The organism is Desulfurobacterium atlanticum (genome assembly GCF_900188395.1).
GTDB lineage: Bacteria > Aquificota > Aquificia > Desulfurobacteriales > Desulfurobacteriaceae > Desulfurobacterium_A > Desulfurobacterium_A atlanticum.
Map to the genome: position 1 here is coordinate 92,379 of NZ_FZOB01000006.1, position 6,683 is coordinate 99,061.

The 6,683-nt window shown below is 36.5% G+C and carries 5 protein-coding genes; 3 read left to right on the plus strand and 2 right to left on the minus strand.

Annotation, left to right across the window (positions count from 1 at the left end):
• Positions 1 to 28 precede the first annotated feature (28 nt).
• Positions 29 to 430 (plus strand): hypothetical protein, encoded by a 402-nt coding sequence (locus tag CHB58_RS05580; RefSeq protein ID WP_143341002.1) that lies wholly within the window; start codon positions 29 to 31, stop codon positions 428 to 430.
• Entirely contained in the window at positions 417 to 800 is a 384-nt protein-coding gene (locus tag CHB58_RS05585; protein WP_089323122.1) for a hypothetical protein, read from the plus strand. Before CHB58_RS05580 ends, CHB58_RS05585 begins: the two co-directional genes overlap by 14 nt.
• Here CHB58_RS05585 and carB read toward each other — a convergent pair.
• Positions 792 to 4,013, minus strand: coding sequence for a carbamoyl-phosphate synthase large subunit (carB, locus tag CHB58_RS05590; protein ID WP_089323123.1), 3,222 nt, complete (start codon positions 4,011 to 4,013; stop codon positions 792 to 794). The genes CHB58_RS05585 and carB overlap by 9 nt on opposite strands.
• Before the next feature lie 159 nt (positions 4,014 to 4,172).
• On the opposite strand from carB, the gene nadN reads away from it, so the two are divergent.
• Positions 4,173 to 5,975 carry an NAD nucleotidase gene (nadN, locus tag CHB58_RS05595; protein WP_089323124.1) on the plus strand — a complete coding sequence of 601 codons (1,803 nt, stop codon included), beginning with the start codon at positions 4,173 to 4,175 and terminating at the stop codon, positions 5,973 to 5,975.
• A gap of 35 nt (positions 5,976 to 6,010) precedes the next feature.
• On the opposite strand, the gene CHB58_RS05600 is transcribed toward nadN, so the two are convergent.
• Complete coding sequence (locus CHB58_RS05600; protein WP_219350084.1) at positions 6,011 to 6,523, minus strand: GGDEF domain-containing protein; 513 nt, start codon at positions 6,521 to 6,523, stop codon at positions 6,011 to 6,013.
• Positions 6,524 to 6,683: the final 160 nt, after the last annotated feature.

The window sequence follows — 6,683 nt, forward strand, 5'->3', positions numbered from 1 at the left end:
GCCTCCTCTGATGTATAATTCTTCCATTATGAGAAAAATAAAGCTAAAAGTAAAAACCGCCGCAAAAATGCAACCCATATTTGGCAAAACTGCCCAACAGCTACTTGATGAATTTATAAATATAGCCACAAAAGAGATTATGGCTCTAAATAAAGATAAGGTTTCAAACAAAGCCTTTGCAGAGACCTTTTTATCCCCAGAAAATTTGCAAAAATTGGAAAAACTAAAAATCCGTTTAAAAAATCTGGAAAAAGAGATTTCAAACAAGAAAGTAATCTACGACCTTTTTCACAGTATCTTTAGAAACTACAGATGGGCAGTAGATTCTGGAAGTGAAAAAGAGATAGAAATTAAAGTATGGATAGCCTCATCTATTGACAAAATAGAAAGAATCTTATTCTTGCTGGGGAATAAAAATGAAAGAGATTAAAAGTTTCTGGCCGATGCAGGAAGTTTTTTTAGACCCAACAGCATGTATTGATAATGAAATTCCAGAAAACATAACACTAAATCTTAAAGCAGCTGTCAACTTTAAGATAGATGGTAAGGAGCTAAAAGTAATTACGGAAATATTTGCATCATTAACAAAAGATAACCAACAGTATGGAAATCTGCGCTTTGTAAATATTTCTATTTATGACACAGGAAAAAGGAACATTTCAAAAAACAGGATTAAAAAAGTAAAAGAGGAGAAAATTAAAGAACTACTCTCATTTCTGCCAATTTACCTTATAAAAGCTCAACTTTTTGTTGAAAAAGTTGAAGTAGAGGAGGAAAACCCTCCCCAAAAACTAAAGTGAACGATAATAATCTTGAAGTGATTTCACATCAAACCCTTTCTTTTTTACAGACTCTATAGCCTTAACAGCAGCCTGAGCACCTCTTATAGTTGTATAGTAAGGAATCTTAAAATTAACAGCAAGTCGCCTGATACTTAAAGCATCTTTTTTAGATTTTGTCCCGGTTGGAGTATTTATAATCAGGGCGATTTGGTTGTTTTTAATCATGTCAGCTATATTGGGTCTTCTACCCTCCTGAATTTTATAAACAAGAGAAACAGGAATACCCTTCTCTTTAAGGAACTTATAGGTGCCTTCTGTAGAAACTATCTCAAACCCCATATCCACAAGAGCTTTTACAATATCAACTACTTTAGGTTTATCTTTATCCTTAACACTTACAAACACTTTTCCTCTGGCAGGATCAATAGGTAGTCTTGAACCAGCAGCAAGTTGAGCTTTATAAAAAGCGATACCTAAATCTTCATCTATTCCCATAACCTCACCTGTGGATTTCATTTCGGGAGAAAGAACAGGATCAACTTTTGGAAATCTGTTAAACGGAAACACAGCTTCTTTAACAGAATAATAGGAAGGTTCCACCTCTTTTACACCAAGTTCTTTTAAGGTCTTTCCAAGAGCAATTTTTGTAGCAACCTTTGCAAGAGGAATACCTGTAGCTTTGCTTATAAAAGGAACTGTTCTTGAAGCTCTTGGATTAACTTCAATAATATATATTTCTCCGTCCTTTACAGCAAACTGAATATTGATTAGTCCCTTAACTTTAAGTTCAAGTGCAAGTTTTCGTGTTATTTCCTTAATTTTCTCTACAACTTCTGAAGAAACAGAAAATGTTGGAAATACACATGCACTATCCCCGGAGTGAATTCCCGCTTCCTCAATATGTTCCATAACTCCACCTATAACAACCGTTTCCCCGTCAGCTACTGCATCAACATCAAACTCAACTGCATCTTCAAGAAATTTATCGATAAGAACCGGTTTATCTTCAGAAACCTCAACAGCCTCACTCATATAGCTTCGTAATTCATCCATATTATCAACAATTCTCATAGCCCTTCCACCAAGAACATAAGAAGGTCTCATAAGAACCGGGAAACCTATTTCTTCAGCTATTTTTTCAGCTCCCTCAAGAGAGTAAGCGATCCCGGATGGAGGTTGCTTTAAACCAAGCCTTGTTAAAAGTTCTCTAAATTTTTCTCTATCCTCTGCTATATCAATACTCTCTGAACTTGTTCCAAGTATTCTAACTCCCTCTTTTTCAAGTGGAACGGCAAGCTTTAAAGGTGTCTGGCCACCAAACTGAACAATAACTCCTTCATGATTTTCCTTTCTTACAATGTTTAAAGCATCCTCAAGGGTTAAAGGGTCAAAAAATAGTTTATCCGAAGTATCATAGTCTGTGGATACAGTTTCCGGATTACAGTTAACCATGTGAGCTTCATATCCAAGCTCTCTCAACGCCCATACAGAGTGAACACAGCAGTAGTCAAACTCAACTCCTTGTCCTATTCTGTTGGGACCAGAACCAAAAACTGCAACCTTTTTATTATCTGAAGGAGAAGCCTCACACTCTATACCGTCATAAGTTGAATAATAGTAAGGAGTATAAGCCTCAAATTCCCCCGCACATGTATCAACAGTTTTATAAAGAACAGGAGCTACCTGCTTTCTCTTTTCCCTTACATCTTTTTCAGAAACGTTCCAGACTTCTGCAATATATCTGTCTGAAAATCCCCACTTTTTGGCTAACTTTAAAAGGTCAGATGGAACAGTTTCTATCGTATATTTTCCAAGCTCTTTTTCAAGGTCAACAATCTGCTTTATGTTATGTAAAAACCACCTGTCTATCTTGCTCAATTCATAAATTTCATCAATGGACTTTCCTCTTCTAAATCCTTCTGCAACATACCACATTCTATCTGGAGTTGGAACAGCTATTTTTGATTCAAGCTCGGAGTCTGTGATATTTTCAGCTCCTTTCATAAACAACCCATATCTTCCTACCTCAAGAGAACGAATAGCTTTTAGAAATGCTTCTTTAAACGTTCTTCCAATTGCCATAACCTCACCAACAGATTTCATAGAGGTTGTAAGCACTGGATCAGCTTCAGGAAACTTTTCAAAAGCCCATCTTGGAAATTTAACAACACAATAATCGATAGCTGGTTCAAAAGAAGCAGGAGTTTTTTTCGTAATATCATTCGGAAGTTCATCAAGAGTATATCCAACTGCAAGTTTTGCAGCTATCTTTGCTATCGGAAAACCGGTAGCTTTTGAAGCAAGAGCGGAAGAACGGGAAACTCTTGGATTCATCTCAATAACAATTATTCTCCCTGTTTCTGGATTAACAGCAAACTGAACATTTGAGCCACCTGTTTCAACACCAATTTCTCTTATAACCTTAATAGCCCAATCTCTTAAAATCTGATATTCTTTATCCGTTAAAGTTTGAGCTGGAGCAACGGTAATAGACTCACCGGTGTGAACCCCCATAGGATCAATATTTTCTATAGAACAGATGATAACAACATTATCATTTAAATCCCTCATAACCTCAAGCTCAAACTCTTTCCATCCAAGAACAGATTCCTCAATAAGAACTTCAGAAATCGGACTTGCATCAAGACCTTTTCTAACAATCTCCTTATACTCTTCCACATTGTACGCAACACCGCCTCCTTCACCACCAAGAGTAAAGGCAGGACGGATAATAGCTGGAAGTCCCACATTTTCAAGAACTTCCATCGCTTCTTCCATTGACCTTGCAAGTCCACTTCTTGGAACATCAAGACCTATTTTTTTCATCGCCTCTTTAAAAAGCTCTCTATCTTCCGCCTTTTTTATAGCATCAACATTTGCACCTATCAGTTCAACTCCGTACTTATCAAGAATACCAGCATCTTGCAACGCAACTGCAAGATTCAGTGCTGTCTGTCCACCAACTGTAGGCAAAAGAGCATCAGGACGCTCTTTTTTTATTATCTTTTCAAGCGTCTCAACTGTTAAAGGCTCTATATATGTTCTATCAGAAATATCTGGATCTGTCATTATTGTTGCAGGATTGGAGTTAACAAGAACAACTTCATACCCTTCCTCTTTTAAAGCTTTACAGGCCTGAGTTCCTGAATAATCAAATTCTGCTGCTTGACCAATAACAATAGGACCAGAGCCTACTATCATTATCCTTTTTATATCCGTTCTTTTCGGCAACGTTTACCTCCATTCCAGTAAATTCAATCCCTTATTTTACACTAAGTATAGATAAACAGCTAACACTCCTTTAATGTTAGCACCAACAAACACAACCTTAACACATCTTTAACATTTACTCTCTAAGATTACAAAACAGAACAACTTGGAGGATAAAATATGAACAGAAAAATCAAAGTTAGTACACCTTTGCTTATCTTCAGCATCGCTTTTTCAGGATGTGGAAAACAAGCTGTTAAAACAACTCCTGAAGTAGAGAAAAAAACAACCATTACATTCATTCACATGAACGACATCCATTCCCACCTTTCAGGCTCAAAAACAAAACTGTATTTCAACGGGAAAAAGACCTACGTAACAATTGGAGAGCTTAACCGTGCAATAGCAAAAATAAAGGAACTGCAAAAAACTTCTTCCAACCCGGTTACACTAAACGCAGGAGACATGATAGTAGGGACCCTTTATTATGTCCTATTTAGAGGAAATGCAACAGCAGACCTTCTAAACCTTGTTAACTGGGACGCAGCAACAATCGGAAACCATGAATTTGATGACGGAGATAAAGGGTTAAAACATTTCCTTGATAGAATAAATTTTCCAATCGTCAGTGCAAACATAATTCCTAAAAAAGGGAGTATTCTTGAATATTACTGGACTCCTTACAGAATAATTGAAAGAAATGGAGAAAAAATTGGTATTATTGGAATAGGTTATGCCCAAAAAACCAAAATGTCTTCAAATCCAGGTAATGACATAGAATTTCTTGATGAAATTGAAACTGCAAAAAAGTATGTAAAAGAGCTCTCAGATCTTGGAGTTAACAAAATCGTTATCTTAAGCCACTTCGGAATGGAAAATGACCTTAAACTTGCAAAAGAAGTTCCGGGAGTTGATGTGATAATAGACGGTGACTCTCACTCACTACTTGGAAATTACACAGCTTATGGAATAAAAAGTCAATTTAATAAATATCCCCAAATAGTAAAAGGAGCAGATGGTCAGAAAGTATGCGTTACTTCTGCATGGCAGTACGGATATGCAGTAGGAAAACTTAAAGTTGACTTTGACAGTAAAGGAAATGTAATAGAATGTAATGGAGTAACCACCATTCTTTTAGGAGATGAGTTCAAAAGAAAGGTTAACGGAAAAAAAGTAAAGCTTAAAGGTTCAGAAAAAGCCGAAATAGAGGAGATAATTGCAAACAGCAACGGAAAACTTGAAATAGTAAAACCTGACCCTGAAGCTGAAAAAATATTAAATAGCTATTCTGAAAAAGTGGAGACTCTTAAAAGGCAGGTTATAGGATTTGCCGCTGAGTTTCTCGGTCACAACAGAATTCCAGGAGATAAAAAAGATGGAGTAAGTGTTCTTTCAAAACATGGAAGCGAAATAGCTCCGATAGTTGCAAAAGCCTTCTATGAAAAGATTAAGAATGCAGATGTTGCCATCCAAAATGCCGGCGGTGTAAGAACAGCTATAGATGACGGACCTATAACCATCGGAGAAGTCTATAAACTCCTTCCTTTCAGCAACACCCTGTATGTGTTAAAGATGAAAGGCTCTGAAATCAAACAGGTTCTTGAAGATGCTATCTCAAACTTTATGGATAAAGGAGGCTCTACAGGCTCTTTCCCTTACGCTTACGGAATAAGATACGATGTTGACCTTTCAAAACCTTGCGGAAAAAGAATTTCCAATCTTGAAATAATGGACAGAAAAACAAAGATCTGGCATCCGATAGACCCGAACAGATACTACATAGTAGTTACAAACAGTTATATAGCACACGGAAAAGATGGGTATAAAACATTTGGGAAGGTTCTAAAAGAAAGAGGTGGAATAGATACATATTTTGGATATGCTGAAACCTTCATTGATTATATCAAGAAACTTTCTGCTAAAGGAAAAGAGCTTAAGAAACTTCCAAGAGATGAAATGCCTGTTCAGAACTTCACAAAATAGAACTTTTACCGGGGCATGTGTGCCCCGGTACCACTTCAATTATCTTCTGCCACTACACATCTGTTTCGTCCACTGTTTTTAGCTTCATAAAGCGCTTTATCGGCTCTATCAATAAGCTGTTCCAACGTTTCACCAGGAGAATATTCGGCTATCCCGCAACTAACTGTTATTTTTTTTCCAATACCAAACTCAGTATCTTCAACTGCTTTTCTTATTCTTTCAGCTACAGTTAAAGCTTCATCTTTCCCCACTCCAGGAAGAACAACTATAAATTCCTCTCCTCCAAATCTAAAAGCTAAATCCTTTCCTCTTATCTGGCTCTTTATAATATGTGCAACTTTAGACAAAACCTCATCACCTTTTATATGACCAAAAGTGTCATTAACCTTTTTGAAAAAATCTATATCTATAATTAGTATTGAAACCGGAACCCCATCTTTTCTTGAAATCCAGATTCTTCTTTTAACTTCATTTTGGAAAGAGTGACGATTATAAAGAAGCGTAAGCTTATCAATAAATACATCTTTTTCAAGATTTTTAGTTATCAAAAACCTGCATAGGTATACACATACTCCCCACCCACACCAAAGGAAAAAGGCTGCCCACCTGGTAGTTAAAATATTAAGAGCACTAAACATTCAAATTTTCAGAAAACCAAAACCACTACCAGGAGGACAACCATGCAGCTAAATATAAACCTATACCACG